Origin of the sequence: Niastella koreensis GR20-10, assembly GCF_000246855.1 — a bacterium.
GTDB classification, from domain to species: Bacteria; Bacteroidota; Bacteroidia; order Chitinophagales; family Chitinophagaceae; genus Niastella; species Niastella koreensis.
Genome location: NC_016609.1, coordinates 1,127,818 through 1,142,861, shown reverse-complemented (window position 1 = coordinate 1,142,861; position 15,044 = coordinate 1,127,818). Strand labels below are relative to the sequence as shown.

Sequence of the window (15,044 nt, the reverse complement as noted above, 5' to 3'; positions counted from 1 at the left end):
GACAAGCCTCACTTTTAGTGGGGCTTTTTTTATGCTAAGAAGAAATAGTCAGTTGTGAGTTGTCAGTTGTGAGTGAGCTCGCGATTATTTAGACTTCTGAACATTCGGGAATCCACTCACAACTGACAACTCACAACTCACAATTAAATCGCCGGATCTGGCAAAATCCTCGGTTCCATAATTGAACGAAGATCTACCGGCGTTATATTCAACCGGCTGCACCACTGCGTAAAGCTTTCATAAATGCCCTTCAGTACATTTTTCTGATCGGGCGTAAGCTCCTGCACATAAGCCCGGCTAATGGTACGAACCGGTAAACCGCGCAATTGCAGGAAGTATTTCGCGCTCATGGGATACGCCTGGTGTATCAGCGGATCAACCCGCGTTAATTCAGATTGCAGCCATTGCACATCAGCCTGTTTGGCAGGGTCGTTGGCGTTGTTACACATCCATACCAGCGCCTCCGGATAAAAATTACCACTGATAGACGACATGCCACGGGCGCCCATTTGCAAACTGTACATGGCATTGGGTGTGTGCGCATCAAAAAAGTCGAAGCCCGGTACATCGGCTATCTGCAGCTTCTCTTTTACTTTTTCCAGGTCAATGCTTGTGTCTTTATGGTATTTTAACCGGCCTGTACTCAACAGGGATTTAAATACATTGGCTGATAAAATACGTTTATATGGCGCCGGACATTCATAAGTACCCATGGGAATGCCAGGCGTTAATGAGAACATTTTATCGAACCGCTTCAACAATACGTCGTCATTATCATCTACGTTGGCATAATGCCCGGTAATTAACACCACCGCATCGATACCTGTATCGTAGATCTTTTTACTGAACTCTGCTTTGTCTTCAATGGTGAGGCCAAACGAACCGGTAGCCACCACCGGTACCCGGCCATTTACATACCGCACAATGTGATTGGTAAGTTCAAGGCGTTCATCTTCACTGATGCTGTACATTTCACTGCTGAGGCAGTTGGCAAAAAAACCACTCACTCCGGCTGCCAGGTAAAAATCAATCAACCGTTCCACCATATCGAAATCGATCTTTGCCTTCAGGTTGAACGGCGTTATCATTACCGGAACAAATCTTTTTTCCATCCCGTTTATTTTTGATTGTTGTTATTAAAAATACAGGTTTTTCTACCCCTTTAAAATTAATAAATTATATACTGTATACAAGACAATTATTTTTTATGCTGAGCGGAGTCGAGGGATCGAAGCCCCGACAGCAATTTACCGGTTAAAAATATGGTTAAGGTCCCTATGACAATGGTCATATTGGCGTGCAGGTTGGTGCGCAGCCAGGCATAACTATCAGGCAGCTCGCGCGAAAAAGTGATCCACAGGATCACCAGCACCCCAATAATCACGGCAATCACCGCTTCGATGTTCTTTGCCTTACGGGCCAGTAAACCCAGTAAAAACAGCCCTAAGATGCCCCCCGAGAAGATCCCCGCCAGTTTCCACCAGGCATCCAGCAGGCTTTTCACCCCTATCATGGCTATGCCAAAACTGATGGCCAGCACCCCCATTACGCCGGTTGCTATATGCAGCACCCGCATTTGCGCCCGGGGCGAAGCTTCTCTGTTAAAATACCGCAGGTAAATGTCTTTCAGAAAAACGGTGGCCGAACTGTTCATGCCACTGCTCATGGTGCTCATGGCAGCCGATAAAATGGCAGCAATGATCAGCCCCAGTAAACCGGTGGGCACTTCATTGCGCATGAAATAAGGTAACACCCTGTCGCCATAATCGGCGGGAGTCAGGTTGCTCAGGGCTATATGTTTTTCCGCCGCCACCTGTTGTTGCAGGGACAGCACCAGTTCGGGATGTTGATGATAATACGCAAACAACGACGTGCCGATAAAAAAGAACAGCATGCTCACCGGCACATAAAACAATACACACATCCAGATGCTGCGGCTGGCATCGCGGCTGTTGCGGGCAGTATGATACCGCTGTATATAGTTCTGATCGATGCCGAAATTATTCAGGTTAATAAAAAACCCGTACAGGAAGATCACCCAAAAGGTTGACATGGAAAACCCCGACACTTTAAAACTGCCCAGGCTGAATTTATCATTGGCCTTTCCGGTTTCCAGAATATAATTAAACCCACCTTTCAGGTTGGTTACTATCAGATATAGAATAAGTAAAGCGCCCAGCGTTTTAATAATAGCCTGCACCACTTCGGTCCAGATAACGGCTTTCATCCCTCCCATCATGGTATAAATTATGATGCAAATACCGGTGGAGATCATAATGGCCGGCATGGAATATCCCGTGAGCGCTTTCAGCGTTAAGGCAATGGAATAAAAAATGGTTCCCATACGCGCCAGTTGTATCAGTACAAAACAGATCATGGCATAAGTGCGCGCCCAGGCCCCGAACCGTTCTTCGAGATGGGTATAGGCACTGATGGCCTCACTGTTGCGATAAAAAGGCACAAAGAACCGCGAAGCGATGAATGCTGCAAATGGCATGGATAAACTGAAGACAAAAGAATTCCAGTTGGCGCCAAAGGATTTACCAGGATCGCCCAAAAAAGTGATGGCGCTCAAAAACGTGGCGTAAAACGACATGCCCAGCGCCCAGCCCGGAATGGCGCCCGAGGCAACGGTATACTGTTCAGACCCCTTATTCTTCCTGCTCAGAAATATACCCACCGCTATCATAGCGGCAAAGTATACGGTTATTATTATTAAATCGACCGTTGGTAAATGATTCATAATTACAAGCAATCTAACCCTAGTAAATGTATAAATAAATCAGCAGGAACCAATATGAAAGAAAAAATAAGTGTAAGAAAGACAACAGGCAGCAGAAACCCTTAATCCAGAGTAACCTGCTGCCTGCCGGCAAAATTTTCTAATTGCTTTTTAATTCCTCAAACCGAATGATTTAAAAAAGGCAACGTTCTTTTTATAAACTGCTTCAACATCCTTTTTCTGCTGGTAGACAGGGAATGTATTTCGTGGTACAAATTGGCAATATGGTTTTGTTTTTCGGTGATATCAGCTGTTTTAAATTGCAGTTCTCCCGACAGTGACTCCAATTGATTTTCCATGGACTGCAATTGTCCTTCGAGCGATTGCAGTTTCAACTGCAATGATTGAATGCGATTATGCGATTCGCCTATTTCAGTGATTACCGGCCGCACCCTGAGCCTTGACACCGCCCCCTTCATGGTAGCCAATTGCATGGGCGTAACATTATTCACCAGGTTGGCTTCCCATTCATAATACCTTTCGAGTTGCTCAGGATTTAAAGTAAATCCTAAATGCGAAAACAGGGCGTACAGGATGTTCTCCGTTTCAATATATTTTGAATCGCGGGGCAATGCCACGCTCGACAACCTGGATAAACTTACATACACCGCCCTGAAAATTACATAACCCAGCTCAACGCCTTTGTGTAAATTAATTTCAAGATCTATGAACTGGTAACCATTCTCCTGTATAATCAGGTTTATAGGCAACGCATCGGCATACCTGTTCTTTATTTCAAGATCGCTTCGCAGAAAATCGGCATCAGTATAGCCATGCTTTTTACTCAATTCCTTTTTTAAATAATTGAACCAGGTCAACAGCCACTCACCCACCTGCTCAATCGACCAGTTATCGCGGTTAATAATATCAACCAGGGAATAATGATGCAGGATGCCTGAATAAGCAATTTCTTCCTCATCAAATAAAATGGCATCGCCTTTTCTTTCCGGAATATCGGCCAGGAAACTCCTTACTACCTTCACCGCATCACCATCCTGTTTGAACAAAGTCTGCTTACAGTATTCCTTTTTTAAGTCAGTACGGTAAAAGGCAAAAAGCACATCCTCTTCTACTTTGTGAACAGGTTTATTCTGCGAAAGAATACAAAACGAATTACTCAGATCGTATAAAAGATCGTTTTGAGCAATCAGGGGAAGCGCTTTATCAAGGGAAAACAATGGCATGTATTGCTGCTGGTCCTGGTAAGAGATATTCGAAAGAATACTTTCAATACTTACTTTACAGGTGGTGTTCTTTTCATTGAACCCCGGGTAAAAAACCAGTGAGGGCATTTTATAATCGGGAAAAGGCAGGAACACATCGTTCTTACCAAACCCGGCGCTGTCAAATACTTCCAGCAGTTTTTTTCTTCCCAGTGTGGTTGCCTCACCCGGTTTATAATTATTATTGATGCTGTGCATCATCACGCCCTTATGATCTTCGAGAAAACCTGAAAAGTATTTTAAGCCCAACTGGTTTTCTATGGCGGTAATTAAAAAGCCATCGTCGGCTAAATATTTTTTAAGATGAAGCAGGAATTTAAGCGTGGCGTCGCTTTCCTGGGAATATTTGGTGGCATACTCCAACACACCTACCTGTATGATGCCATCAAATATCACGTCGCTTTCAAAATGAGCAACATCATCACAAAAAACGGTAACGTTTAACAAATCGCGACAGCGTTCGGCAGCAATGGTTGCCCGGCGGTAACTGGGTTCAATGGCATATACGGTAGCGCCGCACTCACCCAGGAAACGGGTTATTGAACCGGCTCCGCAACCAATTTCAAGAATGGTTTTGCCTTTAAATAAATCTGCAAAAGGACGTAACAGGTTAGCCCGCTTTTTGGAGAAAAAACACATACTGGGCCAATCGGTAATATACGATTCTATCTCTTCAGATAATACGGAAACATCTTTACATTTTTTCAGATCGTTGAGTATTCTGTTCTCAACTTCTGCACCATCGGAGTATTCTATCTGGATCTCATAGTTCTTCCTTAAACAAACCCTGGTTTGTTGGTCCAAGAGGTATCGGCCTTCCATTTAACAAATTTTTTTCATTGAATAAGATTCGATCTGAAGGTTTAATTCAATCAATCAAAAAAAATTTGATCCACTTTTTCTTTCGGCCCTGGCACAACGTTAGATGTCTGGTTCTAGGATGCAAATTAACGTAGAATTAATGGATATATTTTGCAAATTCGTTGTTAATGTACCCTTTAAGAAAAAATATATTTTTCCCAACTCTCTTTAATTTAACTTCGTAGGGTATTAGATGTACCTCTAAAATGCAACATATATGAGAAAGCTCCTATTAGTATATGGATTGTTGTTATCATTTGCCTCCAGTACATCGGCACAGGTTTATATTCACGGAGGCGGCGGGTATTATGCCCACCCTCACGTTTCTGTAGGCATAGGTTTAGGCATTGGTCCATATTATCGCCCATTCTATCCATATTATGGTTATGGATATTCCCCTTATTTTGCTTATCCTCCTTATGGTTATGGTGGTTATTATGGCTATCCAAATGGTTATGGTTATCAACGAAGCTATAGCCGGCCTACCAAACTGGACCTGCAGATACAGGACATCAAAGATGATTACAATGAGCGGATCTACCAGGTAAAACACGACAAAAACGTAAAGCGCAAGCAACGCAAACAACTCGTTCACGACCTGGAAATACAAAGAGATAAGACTATTATCCAGGCGCAAAGAGATTATTATCTGAAACAGGAACAGCCGCAGCAACAGCAGCAACAACAACAGCCACGCCGGCATAACTTCAGCTCCAGCAACAATTCCAATCTTTGATAACAACTGATTAACAATCCCGCTCCGGCTCAGTCGGGGCGGGATTTTTTTTTTGCTATTTACATAAGTTAATGCCTCGTTAAGCGGCCGCTTAATTATTGCTACAATCATAACAATTGGGTTTTTTGTCTATTCTTTTTGGCAATTGATAGATTATAACTTTAATTAAAAGGGACAGGTAGATATATTTGACTCCCTATAATCAAACTCCGTATTAAGATGAAGTATACACTGGTATGTACTGCACTGCTGTTATCGTTTGTAGCCAACGCGCAAAGCTTTCACTTTGGTCCCAAACTCGCTTTAAGCTACTCTGCCCTTAAAGGTGAGGGTATGAAGAATAAATATTCAGCCGGCTTTGAGGCAGGAGCTTTTGCCGAAGTAGGTTTTGGCAAACACTGGGCCATTCAACCGGAGTTGTTGTACACCTGGAACCCTTATAAAAAGGGAGATGATTTTCTTACGTACTATAATAATTCAGGCAGAAGCGCTGCCGGCACCAATATAAACCTGGCTTATATCAGCGTGCCTGTGCTGGCGCGTTACAATCTTAATAAAGTGCTCAGTTTTATGGCCGGTCCTCAGTTTGGTTACCGGGTATATGAAGATGAAGACCTGATAAAAGAAGGTAAAAAGGCATTTAATACAACTGAAATAAGCGCTGCGGCCGGCGCACAGGTAAACCTGGGTACTGTAGGATTTTATGCCCGCTATGTGAAAGGCCTTAATGATATTAATAATGTTGATGACCGCTACACCTGGAAATCGAGCCACATACAGGTAGGTATTGCGGTAAGAATAAAGTGATAATTCGATAATGTGATAATTCGATAATGAAATACGGTTCATGTGAGTGCTTCGCGCGAGCTATTTTATTTACAGAAGCTGGCAGCGCTGTATTTCATTATCACATTATCAAATTATCATATTACCTAATTAGTTTTTAGTTGCCAGGCAAAGGTGGGTCGCCCCCTCTCATGTGACGCCCGCCTTTTGCACTGGCTTTTTTGGGTACGAAAAAAAAGTATTTTACTGGTTATTTTGTGTATGGTTCATACGCACAGTTAACTGTAACCGCCACACTTTCCGCCACCTGCTTCGATACCAATGACGGCACCTTGATATTGTAATCGTGTAATTGTACATCAAACTTTGAACTGGCGCTTAATTTACTGCCCTGCACATTTATAGTTGCCGGAATGGTTACCTGCTTGGTAACACCATGCATGGTTAAGTTGCCGGTTACATTAACCGTAACAGTTCCGTTGTTTTTCAGGTTCAACTTGCTTAGGTCAGCAATGGTGCCCTGAAAAACGGCCTTGGGAAATTTGGTGCTCTCCATATAATTCTCGTTGAAATGTTCTTCCATCAATGCCTTTTTGAATTTAAAACCGGTTATCAATACCTGGAAAGCTACCTCCCCTCTTGTAAAATCAACCAGGCTAAAAGCTTCATTATTTACGGCATCGATATTTTCTGCCCCCGAAGAAGAAAAAAATGTAATGGAACCGGTACGGGTTATGAATTTGTTCTGCGCTTTCAGCTGAAAAGAGAAAAGAAGGGCGGCAATTATTGCCATTGATGATCTGTTTTTCATAAATAAGGTTTTATTTTTTGAATGAAAAAATGCGCGACAGGTTAAAGCCCCATCTGAACTGGCCCATTTTCCAGGTAGTAGTGGTATAAGGGATGAACTGGTTTTCGAGAATAGCGGTGCAATTGGTAAATGTGAGGTCAAACACATGTCCGCCGGTTTCAAATTCAAACCCGGCTCCCAGCGGGTTATAAAATGTTAATCCATCCGCTTTAAATTTATCGATGCTTTGCTGGCTGCGGTAGACTTTATAGTAATCAGCCACCAACGACATCCGCCTGGTGAGTTTCAACCGGCCTGCCACGCCTATGGCATATACATTGTTATCATCATTGGCAATTACATAGTTGGTATGTACGAAAACCGGCATCACCATTATTGATAACCCATCAGAGATCTTACAGCCTATCATTAACTCACCGGCAAAGGATAACCGGTCTTGAAATTTCTCGAAATGATCGGGAGTATTTGGTTTTACGTTCGAGGGCATGGAAGTGGCCACCACATTGGAAAATGCAGTTACAGTGATGGGCATCCCCTCCTCCTCTCCCTGCCTTATCAGTTTAAATTTCAGCGATGCTTCATATAACTGTCTTACCGCCGTAGCCCCCTTTGCCCGGGCTATACCAAAGTTGAGACGATCGGAGATGCCATAATCGAAAGAGATCTTGATATCAGTTGAATTATCCAATCCAAAAAAGCGTTTCTCCCCACCAAATTCTCCGCCAATATCACCAAAGCGGTGTGATACCCTGAAGTCGAGCTCCCGGCCTTTGATGGTTTCAATGGTATTGGCATTAACCAGGTGAGTACCTTTGAAAGTAGCATACACAAAATGCCGCCGGTTATTTTCCTTGTTACTGATTTCTTTATCCAGCATATTCGACAGATTGCTTTGCGCTATGCTGAATCCCGAATAACAAAGCGCCATTACAAACATAACTATATAGGATACGTGATCTTTAATTTCCATAAGCATTGTATTCTTGCGTAATTAATCTTATTGCGGCATGCCCCGGTTTATCCAGGCTTCCAGCATTTTTTTGTCGGCTGCAGAAAAAGGTTTTCGCGGTACAGGCGGCATAGAACCGTTTACAATTGTTTCTACTATGCGCACCCCAAACTCCGATGCATTTTGATAGGTATTGGTATTCAACCAGAATTCATCGGCCGACCCGCCTTTACCATGGCAGGTACTGCAATTATTCTTCAATACCCCGGCAACGTAATTGGTATGGGTTACATTGGCGGCAGTTACACCGGCCGGTATAAAGGTGGCAGCACTGGTAACAGGCTCCCCCTTTTTATAACAACCGGTAAACGCCATTGAAAAAAGTAACAGCAATAACCATCCGCTGCGTATTTTCAATACACACATCATAAGAAACAGTAAATGTTAAGTAATTAGTTAACCAGGTAACTGTTGGTAAGTACTACGTCGCTTAAATAACCGGTACAAATGCCTTTGATAGTGATCTTTTCGCCGGGATTCACTGTCGCCGGCTTATCCAGGGTGCATGCAATGCCAAACAGGGGATCTCCTGTATTCAATATTACCACCCTGCCAGCCGTTGAATTGTGTTTAACATCAAGCACCTGCCCGCTAACCTGTAATACTTTATTTAAATAGGCAGTGTTGGCTTGCGGCTCATTGGTTGAGAATTTGGTAAATAACTCTTTTGCAGTAATAGGAATGCCGGCTTCTGCAACCACATTACGAGCCGGTTTGTTGTAGAGATAGATTAATACACCAGCAAGTGCTGCTACCAGGACGCATCCCAGCATAAAGAAAATGTTCCTCATAAGGCGAATTTTTACGTTTACAAATAGGCCCACAGTTACAGGCAGGGGAAGTGATCAACTTTTTGAAATAAAGATGCGCGTGCTAATGAGAGGGAGTATGCGATAAATTACCAATGAACGTGTTGTACAACATTTCAAAAAATCCAAAAATGATGCCTGAAATGAAAACTGTTAATAACTCAGTAATGGTAAGTGGGGAGCGTGGAATTGGAAACGTTCTGTATACATAAATAAAAAAATAACTACAAACCTGTAAGCCGGATTTTGTATCCCGAACTTGTCTTGGCTAGCCAAGACAAGTTCGGGAGGCTATCATTTATCTTGTCCAGCCATTACTGACTGGATCATTCTGCCTACCCACCCAACGTATCCTTTGCAGGAATTCGGACGAGCCGCCCTTCAACGCTGGTATACATGGCATTTCAGCATGCAAGGTTTACCCGCCCCGGCAGTCACCTGCCAGAGCCGTGGGCTCTTACCCCACGTTTTCACCATCACTCTCCCGATTAATCGGGACTAGTCCGCCTGCTCCGCCAGCTGGCGGAGTAGGCGGATGAAAGCTGTAATTTTCTGTGGCACTGTCTGTTCCCTCCCAACGAATCAGGAAAGACCCGGCTGTTCACCGGTACATTGCCCTATGCTGTCCAGACTTTCCTCCCTCCCGACAAGTCGGGAGGGCGATAGCCCGGTTTGTAGTTAAATGCGAAGGTAATCAATACCCAAAATATATTTCTGTTGCGCCATAACCATAGGCGGGATGGTAACGGTTGGCAAAGCTTTTCACTTCTTTGCGTAACCTGATTATTTCATGAATCTCATCCCGCAACTTCCCAGTGCCTACCCCGTGAATGACGATCATCCAGGGAAGGTGATGCACTATGGCCAGATCGAAATACTTTTCAAAGGTCTTTAGCTGAAGACTCAGGATCTCCAGGTTGCTCATGGACTCCCAGGCAGGCGTGAGCGCTTCTATATGCAGATCGAGCTCCGTTTTTGCCGGCTCCAGGTTTTGACGAACCTTCGAGGCATCGTAGATTTTAAACCCGGCATTTGCCAGGCTCGACAGGTCGAGCCCTGTTGGTTTATCTTCGTATGGCCGCGGTGGATACTCCTCGAACAACTTATACGAGAAGGTAGCCTCCCCTTTTTTGCGCACTTCTTCAATGCGCGTAAATACCTGTTTGGGCTTCAGCTTAAGGGTAGACTCATAATAATCGGCCTTGAGTTTAAGTGGTTGAACCAGGGAAAACTCAAAACTAAAAACCGGACTGTCGTTCAGATTTTCAAACGGCACATCGTGCAGGTAAAAATCTTCAAACGCCCTGATAGAATTTACCAGCTCAAAATCTTCGTTGCCTAAATAACTCAGCTTATAAGTAAACTTATAATCCAGTTCGGTCCTGTTTACCAGGTGAACTTTTAATTCGGTTACAATGTCGTCGCCAAATTCATCATTCACGCTTATGGGAATAAAAGTAAGCCATACCCCATCAACCACCCGCTGAATGATCTTTTTCTTTTCTTTGGGCACATTATCGATAAACGTCTTCTCTTTTTTTGGCGGGAACAGCTTTTTCTCGGTAAAACGCTTGAAATATGGAAAATCCAGCTGATCTACGTAAGCGGGAAATTTAACCCCACGCACTTCTACCATCACCATTTTATCGTTAATGATGTCTATCACTTCGCCTTCCTCATTCGTTTGATTCACCACAACCTTATCGCCAACCTCAAATTTCATGGGTAATAATTTAATTGGTGCTTTTTTATATTTGAAGGGGCAAAGGTACAAAGAGTTTACAGTTTCGGGTTTCAAGTTTCAGGGTTTAGGTTCCAGGTTTCAGGTTCCAGGTTCCAGGTTCCAGGTTACGCGGCCTTCAGGCCTCCCCCGTCTCCGCCAGCTGGCGGAAGGGGGAGTTGGGCAGCCTCAAAGTTTTACCTGGTAACTAGCCAATTATTGGGGACAACTGCACAGTTGTGAGGCTATACTGATTGATTTGCCCCCTAAAGTGAGTAGTTTTCGACCATCATTTTAAAATCTAAGCCATATCCCGGCTATTTATCAACCTCTTACAGCTATTTACGACCAATTCTTTGAAAGAATTGGGAATTCCGGGAAGGAAAAGGGATTTCCTTCCCGTTTTTTTTATTTCCTGGTGGGTTTTCTCAATTCCTTCCGGGTTTTGTGAATTCCCAGCGGGTTTTTAGATTTCCCGCCGGGAAACGGGATTTCCTTCCGGGCTTTTTGATTTCCCAGCGGCTTTCCTTAATTCCTTCCGGGTTTTGTTTTTTCCCGTCGGGAATAGTAATTACCCATCGGGAAACCTGATTTCCCGATGGGTAATTACTTTTTCCTGTAAGAATTTGCTTAAGAAGTCATTGCCGCCAGCTCCTGCTTTATATTTTCCCTGGCCCGGGCTTCGTACCGGTCGCGAAAAACAGGGGTTTGAAAGAGGTGTCCCGCCTGCAGACAATGCTGTAAAAACTGTTTCCGGCCGGGGTAATATATTTTATCGGGATAGATGCGGTATTCGCGGCGAACCTGTTGCGTATAGGCTTCATAGGCCGCCCAACCGGCTCCTAAAATCGACATATCAAAATCAAGGAATAACTGCAGATCGCCTGTATGAGTTACTGTGGCCGTAATGGCATGGGTTTGCGTGGCATCGATGTACAATTTAACCTGTTCTGTTTTTTCGGGTGGAACCGATAATGCCTGTAACCGTTTTATGGCCACCTGTGCACTGCGGGGTTCATTGTCTTTTCGCAGCACGTTATAAATGATGTCGTGGTAAAATACAGAGAAGGCTACTACATCCGCATCCATCAATTGAGCGGCATAGTTGTCACGAAGATCAAGCAGCGCCTGAATGTGTTGCAGGTTGTGGTAATGCCGGCGGGAGCTGGTATATTTTCTTACTATCTCGTTAAAGAAACGGTCAATTAAATCGCGGTCATTACAATACTTTTCGCACAGCTTTACCCACCTGACGCAGAGATTATCCGGCGCTTGCGAGTCTGCTTTTTTTGTAACCATAAAAAATATAAATGATCAGTCCCAGCAACAGCCAGCCTAAAAACCAGGCCCAGTTGCTTTTTGTCATCCCGGTTAGCAGGTACAAACAGGAAACAACTCCCATCAATGGTATCAGGGAATATTTTTTCATAAAGGCCATTATGCTAATAATAAAGCACGCAATCCAGAAAATTATCTGAGATAATTTGGGTGTGGCCAGATCCATAAAACTTGCCTTGCCCTTTATATAACTTTCATCGCGAGAAAAATCATAGGTGAACATGTCTGAAAAATAACCCGGCACCCATTTAATTAGTATTAATAAGGTAGCTACTATCAGTATAGGGAAAATGAATTGCCCATTTATATAAGGCATATTAAACCGGCCGGCCACTTTTTCTTTTTGAGGTATCAGCAACACGCCACCACATACCAGCACAAAAGCAAACAGGGTGGCAATGCTGGTAAAATCAAGTACAAAGGTTTTATCGGTAAACAGGATAGGAATACCCACTACCATTCCCGTGATAATAGTGGCAAAAGAAGGAGTTTTATATTTCTTATGAATTTTTTGAAATACAGGTGGTAACAAGCCATCTCGGCTCATGCTCATCCAAATGCGTGGCTGGCCCATTTGAAACACCAGTAACACACTGGTCATGGCAATTACGGCACAAACGGAAACCAGCATCTGCATCCAACCTACATTCTTTACTTCAAAGATCTTGGCCAGCGGGTCACCCACGTTCTCAAATTGTTTGTAATTGACTACGCCGGTTAATACAAGCGCCAGTAAAATGTATATGATAGTGCAGATCACCAAAGAATAAGTCATCCCCTTGGGCAGATCGCGCTGGGGATTCTTACTTTCCTCCGCCAGTACACTTACCGCATCAAAACCAATATATGCAAAGAATACGCTTGATACGGCAGCCATCACGCCACCAAAACCATTCGGCATAAATCCTTTTGAACCGGTGTCATTTACCGGCAACCAGTTGGCCGGATCGATGTAATACGCCCCTACAATGATCACCAATGCTACCACCGCCAGCTTTAACATCACCATGGCATTGCTGAAGTTCTTCGATTCTTTTATACCTATGTAAACCAGCACAGTGATTAAAAAATTGATAATCAGCGCCGGCAGATCAAAGATAATTCTAAGCGACCCGAGCCTGGGCGGATTATTCCACGCATTTAATAACTCCACATTCGCCTGATTCTTTACAAACTCCAGTTGTTCGGCCGATGTTTGAGAGCTGTAATTAAGAAATGCTTTTTTCGCTTCCTGGTAACTGCAGGTGAGGTAGTCAGGTATATGTACATTTATCTTATGTAGAAAGGAAGTAAAGTAATCGCTCCAGGAGAATGCCACGTAAATATTGCCGATGGAATATTCCATAATGAGCGCCCAGCCAATGATCCAGGCAAATAGTTCACCAAAGGAGGCATATGCGTATGTATAAGCGCTTCCGGCAACCGGAATACGGCTGGCAAATTCTGAATAACAAAAAGCGGTGAACGCGCAGGCAATTCCACAGATGATAAATAAGATCACCACTCCCGGACCGCCTTTAAAACAGGCTTCGCCCAGGCTGCTGAAACTTCCTGCACCCAAAATGGCTGCAATGCCGAAAAAGGTAAGATCGCGTACTGTTAACACCCGCTTTAACCCTGAAGATCCATGCCCATCATCGCTTCCCTCTTTTAAGATCGATTCAATTTTTTTTGTGCGAAACAATGATTTAGACATGCAGTACTGGGTTTTTAGGCGGGTAAATTACTAAAAATACCTAATGCTTGTTAGTATATTAAAAGAATGCTGAACGCTTAACGCAAAACGCTCAACGCTGCATTCAGCAATGGGTTCTTTCCGAATAAAAGCAAACAGCCTTAATCCGGACAGGGCATTATGCATTAAGCGTTCAGCGTTAAGCCTTAATGTTCTCTTTGTACCAGAAAATGAGCTAACTCCCGCAATGGTTCTTTACGGGAAGTAAGCACCGCCATTTCTTCGAGGTGTTCAAAGGCTTCGGCAATGTATTTTTCCTTAAGACCTGCTGCCCATTTGTTTACCCCACAATCATCAAAAACCGATAATACCCTGGCCACCTTATCTTCCGGGTTCTCCTGCATCAGGCGTTTTAATTCTTTTAACTGGGCGGGGTTAGCCGATTCCAGCGCCTTGATCATTAAGAAGGTTTTTTTATTGGACATGATATCGCCGCCGGGTTGTTTACCAAACTTGGCAGGATCACCATAACAATCCAGGTAATCGTCCTGGATCTGAAAAGCAATACCCAGGTTGCGGCCAAAAGCGTAGATGTGTTCCTGGTTGGCTTGTCCGGCCCCGCCTAAAATAGCACCCAGGCGAAGACTGGCAGCCAGCAGTACAGAAGTTTTTAATTCAATCATGCGGATGTACTCATCCATTTTCACCACTTCCTGTTTTTCAAAATCCATATCCATCTGCTGTCCTTCGCACACTTCTTTGGCAGTCTGATTAAACAGGTGTATCACTTTGTGCAGGTAATCGTTGCTTACTTTGTTCAGATAATCATACGCTACAATAAGCATTACATCGCCGGAAAGCAAAGCAGTTGACTCGCCATACTTTGCATGCACGGTGGGCTTGTTGCGGCGCAGGGGCGCCTTATCCATTATGTCGTCGTGAATAAGCGTGAAGTTGTGAAACAGTTCAATGGCTGCTGCCACCGGCCATGCATCTTTACTGATCTCATCGAACAATTCATTGCCCATTAAACACATCACCGGGCGTACACGTTTGCCACCCAGGCTTAAAAAATATTCATCGGCATCGTATAATGTTGCGGGTTCCTTTGGAAAGTGTCTTACGTTAAAGTAGTTGCTGAATTGTTTTGAAAGGCTTTCGAAATTCTGCATATGTTTTATATAGTAGAATACGGTGTTTTTCGGCAATCGGCAATCGTGAAACGGCAAACGTGAAAGGCAGTAGGCAGTCTCACTCCTTTATCAACCCTGTCAACTCTATCAACCTTCCACCT

General features: G+C 43.7%; 13 protein-coding genes and 1 other RNA gene. 2 read left to right on the top strand and 12 right to left on the bottom strand.

Features of this window, described 5'->3' with window-relative positions; all coding sequences use genetic code 11:
• Nucleotides 1-143 precede the first annotated feature (143 nt).
• The 3 genes from NIAKO_RS04555 to NIAKO_RS04545 all read right to left on the bottom strand — a co-directional run bounded on the left by NIAKO_RS04555 (nucleotide 144) and on the right by NIAKO_RS04545 (nucleotide 4,827).
• On the bottom strand, nucleotides 144-1,112 hold the full coding sequence (locus NIAKO_RS04555; protein ID WP_014217225.1) for a dihydrodipicolinate synthase family protein: 969 nt from the start codon (nucleotides 1,110-1,112) through the stop codon (nucleotides 144-146).
• Between the two features lie 86 nt (nucleotides 1,113-1,198).
• Nucleotides 1,199-2,743: a sodium:solute symporter family protein gene (locus NIAKO_RS04550; protein ID WP_014217224.1), complete on the bottom strand. Its 1,545-nt coding sequence runs from the start codon at nucleotides 2,741-2,743 to the stop codon at nucleotides 1,199-1,201.
• 158 nt (nucleotides 2,744-2,901) lie between these two features.
• Entirely contained in the window at nucleotides 2,902-4,827 is a 1,926-nt protein-coding gene (locus NIAKO_RS04545) for a methyltransferase (RefSeq protein ID WP_014217223.1), read from the bottom strand.
• 256 nt (nucleotides 4,828-5,083) lie between these two features.
• Between NIAKO_RS04545 and NIAKO_RS36385 the strand changes: the two genes are divergently transcribed.
• Both NIAKO_RS36385 and NIAKO_RS36380 read left to right on the top strand, forming a co-directional pair.
• On the top strand, nucleotides 5,084-5,602 hold the full coding sequence (locus tag NIAKO_RS36385) for a hypothetical protein (protein WP_014217222.1): 519 nt from the start codon (nucleotides 5,084-5,086) through the stop codon (nucleotides 5,600-5,602).
• 219 nt (nucleotides 5,603-5,821) lie between these two features.
• The gene (locus NIAKO_RS36380; RefSeq protein ID WP_014217221.1) at nucleotides 5,822-6,409 is read left to right on the top strand and encodes a porin family protein; all 588 of its coding nucleotides are present in this window, start codon (nucleotides 5,822-5,824) and stop codon (nucleotides 6,407-6,409) included.
• Between the two features lie 229 nt (nucleotides 6,410-6,638).
• Here NIAKO_RS36380 and NIAKO_RS04530 read toward each other — a convergent pair whose 3' ends face one another.
• The 9 genes from NIAKO_RS04530 to NIAKO_RS04490 all read right to left on the bottom strand — a co-directional run bounded on the left by NIAKO_RS04530 (nucleotide 6,639) and on the right by NIAKO_RS04490 (nucleotide 14,922).
• Nucleotides 6,639-7,199 (bottom strand): YceI family protein, encoded by a 561-nt coding sequence (locus tag NIAKO_RS04530; RefSeq protein ID WP_014217220.1) that lies wholly within the window; start codon nucleotides 7,197-7,199, stop codon nucleotides 6,639-6,641.
• Nucleotides 7,200-7,209: 10 nt separating this feature from the next.
• The gene (locus NIAKO_RS04525) at nucleotides 7,210-8,169 is read right to left on the bottom strand and encodes a DUF5777 family beta-barrel protein (RefSeq protein WP_242675539.1); all 960 of its coding nucleotides are present in this window, start codon (nucleotides 8,167-8,169) and stop codon (nucleotides 7,210-7,212) included.
• A 27-nt stretch (nucleotides 8,170-8,196) separates the two neighbouring features.
• On the bottom strand, nucleotides 8,197-8,577 hold the full coding sequence (locus tag NIAKO_RS04520) for a c-type cytochrome (RefSeq protein ID WP_014217218.1): 381 nt from the start codon (nucleotides 8,575-8,577) through the stop codon (nucleotides 8,197-8,199).
• 23 nt (nucleotides 8,578-8,600) lie between these two features.
• Entirely contained in the window at nucleotides 8,601-8,999 is a 399-nt protein-coding gene (locus NIAKO_RS04515) for an OB-fold protein (protein ID WP_014217217.1), read from the bottom strand.
• A 237-nt stretch (nucleotides 9,000-9,236) separates the two neighbouring features.
• An RNA gene (gene rnpB, locus NIAKO_RS37535) (RNase P RNA component class A) lies at nucleotides 9,237-9,696 on the bottom strand.
• A 15-nt stretch (nucleotides 9,697-9,711) separates the two neighbouring features.
• A complete protein-coding gene (locus NIAKO_RS04510) occupies nucleotides 9,712-10,740 on the bottom strand; it encodes a Smr/MutS family protein (protein ID WP_014217216.1) in 1,029 nt (342 codons plus the stop codon).
• A 627-nt stretch (nucleotides 10,741-11,367) separates the two neighbouring features.
• A complete protein-coding gene (locus tag NIAKO_RS04500; RefSeq protein WP_014217215.1) occupies nucleotides 11,368-12,036 on the bottom strand; it encodes an HD domain-containing protein in 669 nt (222 codons plus the stop codon).
• Entirely contained in the window at nucleotides 11,999-13,771 is a 1,773-nt protein-coding gene (locus NIAKO_RS04495) for an APC family permease (protein WP_014217214.1), read from the bottom strand. Before NIAKO_RS04495 ends, NIAKO_RS04500 begins: the two co-directional genes overlap by 38 nt.
• A gap of 185 nt (nucleotides 13,772-13,956) precedes the next feature.
• The gene (locus NIAKO_RS04490) at nucleotides 13,957-14,922 is read right to left on the bottom strand and encodes a polyprenyl synthetase family protein (protein ID WP_014217213.1); all 966 of its coding nucleotides are present in this window, start codon (nucleotides 14,920-14,922) and stop codon (nucleotides 13,957-13,959) included.
• Nucleotides 14,923-15,044: the final 122 nt, after the last annotated feature.

Coding starts and splice junctions, on each gene's coding strand:
- NIAKO_RS04555 (WP_014217225.1), bottom strand. CDS start 1,112: ATGGAAAAAAGATTTGTTCCGGTAATGATAACGCCGTTCAACCTGAAG.
- NIAKO_RS04550 (WP_014217224.1), bottom strand. CDS start 2,743: ATGAATCATTTACCAACGGTCGATTTAATAATAATAACCGTATACTTT.
- NIAKO_RS04545 (WP_014217223.1), bottom strand. CDS start 4,827: ATGGAAGGCCGATACCTCTTGGACCAACAAACCAGGGTTTGTTTAAGG.
- NIAKO_RS36385 (WP_014217222.1), top strand. CDS start 5,084: ATGAGAAAGCTCCTATTAGTATATGGATTGTTGTTATCATTTGCCTCC.
- NIAKO_RS36380 (WP_014217221.1), top strand. CDS start 5,822: ATGAAGTATACACTGGTATGTACTGCACTGCTGTTATCGTTTGTAGCC.
- NIAKO_RS04530 (WP_014217220.1), bottom strand. CDS start 7,199: ATGAAAAACAGATCATCAATGGCAATAATTGCCGCCCTTCTTTTCTCT.
- NIAKO_RS04525 (WP_242675539.1), bottom strand. CDS start 8,169: ATGGAAATTAAAGATCACGTATCCTATATAGTTATGTTTGTAATGGCG.
- NIAKO_RS04520 (WP_014217218.1), bottom strand. CDS start 8,577: ATGATGTGTGTATTGAAAATACGCAGCGGATGGTTATTGCTGTTACTT.
- NIAKO_RS04515 (WP_014217217.1), bottom strand. CDS start 8,999: ATGAGGAACATTTTCTTTATGCTGGGATGCGTCCTGGTAGCAGCACTT.
- NIAKO_RS04510 (WP_014217216.1), bottom strand. CDS start 10,740: ATGAAATTTGAGGTTGGCGATAAGGTTGTGGTGAATCAAACGAATGAG.
- NIAKO_RS04500 (WP_014217215.1), bottom strand. CDS start 12,036: ATGGTTACAAAAAAAGCAGACTCGCAAGCGCCGGATAATCTCTGCGTC.
- NIAKO_RS04495 (WP_014217214.1), bottom strand. CDS start 13,771: ATGTCTAAATCATTGTTTCGCACAAAAAAAATTGAATCGATCTTAAAA.
- NIAKO_RS04490 (WP_014217213.1), bottom strand. CDS start 14,922: ATGCAGAATTTCGAAAGCCTTTCAAAACAATTCAGCAACTACTTTAAC.